This window comes from Streptomyces sp. NPDC127092 (assembly GCF_042722475.1).
Classification (GTDB): Bacteria; Actinomycetota; Actinomycetes; order Streptomycetales; family Streptomycetaceae; genus Streptomyces.
This window is the reverse complement of record NZ_JBHXFE010000401.1, coordinates 1-1,062: the sequence shown is the minus strand read 5'-3', so window position 1 is coordinate 1,062 and position 1,062 is coordinate 1. Positions and strand designations below refer to the sequence as shown.

Here is a 1,062-nt window from a genome sequence, read left to right as displayed (position 1 = left end):
TTTGCTCCCGGTCCCCTCCCCATGTGGGGACCCCCCCTTTTGGGTTGCGGCCCCCCACTACGTCTGTGCGAGCCGGCCAGTACTGGCGGCGGCCCCGTCGATCACGGAGCGCGCGCTCCCTCGCCTGGGCAACCCCGACAGGACACCACCCGCACGAAGGGGGCGGGTGGCCCGGTTCAGCTGCTCAGCTGCTGCAGATCTGCCGTGGCTTCGGCGTCCGGCGTGACCGCCATGCGCCCCTGAGCGCCGGGAACGTAGGGTCCGCTCGGCCCGTTGCGGCGTTCGAAGCTGAGTGTCATCGGCTGCTGCGGCCCGGTGGGCCCGTCCGGGTCCACAGTGATCTCCCGGTATGCCCAGATATCCAGGGGCAGGCAACTGCCGTCCTCCCGCTGGGAGAAGTTGACGGCCTTCACATGGAAGGTCTCGAGGTACAGCCGCCCGTCACTCGCGACGTTTGCCGGGTCGATGGTGCCGGTGTACGTCCAGGTGTAGGGGGTGTACTTGAAACCGTCGGCCTTGACCTGCGGGGCACCCAGCACGGGGCCTGACCACAGCGAAGAATGCCCCGCGGCCGCCTGCCAGGTGATCGGGTTCTGTGTCGCAGTATGAGTGCCGCGCACCCAGTAGACGAGCTTGGCGTTGCTGTAGCTGGCGTCCTTCGAGACGTCGTAGAGGTAGAGCCCGAAGGGCGCACCGTCGGGAGTGGGGCCCGGGTTGGACGGCGCCGAGTTGACATCGAGATCATGGCGGCAATTGCCCCGATTAGTCCGCGAGTTCAGCACCCAGCCGTTGATGCCGGGATCCTTGCGCAGCGAGACGGCGAAGGACGGCGCCGCCGAGACCATGGCCACGGCGGGGACAGACCAGGCCAGACCGGTGGCGACGGCGCGCCGGCTCGGGCCTGACGCGGGGGTGGAAGCGGAGTGAGCGTTCATGACGGGACCTTCCAGGAGGACTACGCGTGCCTGATTCAGGAGGACTACGTGTGCCTGATGTACTTCCGCTGTGCAGACACGTCCAGGGCAAGAGTATCAGCGTGTGCCACCCGTCATTTCTGACAGG

1 protein-coding gene is annotated in these 1,062 nt (G+C 67.4%); it reads right to left on the bottom strand.

From position 1 onward, the window contains the following. Positions 1-176 precede the first annotated feature (176 nt). Positions 177-935 (bottom strand): hypothetical protein, encoded by a 759-nt coding sequence (locus tag ACFWJO_RS40815; RefSeq protein WP_377662858.1) that lies wholly within the window; start codon positions 933-935, stop codon positions 177-179. Positions 936-1,062 lie beyond the last annotated feature (127 nt).

What these genes read in the sequence shown, in the direction of transcription:
- ACFWJO_RS40815 (WP_377662858.1), bottom strand. Translation starts at nt 935, where the DNA reads ATGAACGCTCACTCCGCTTCCACCCCCGCGTCAGGCCCGAGCCGGCGC.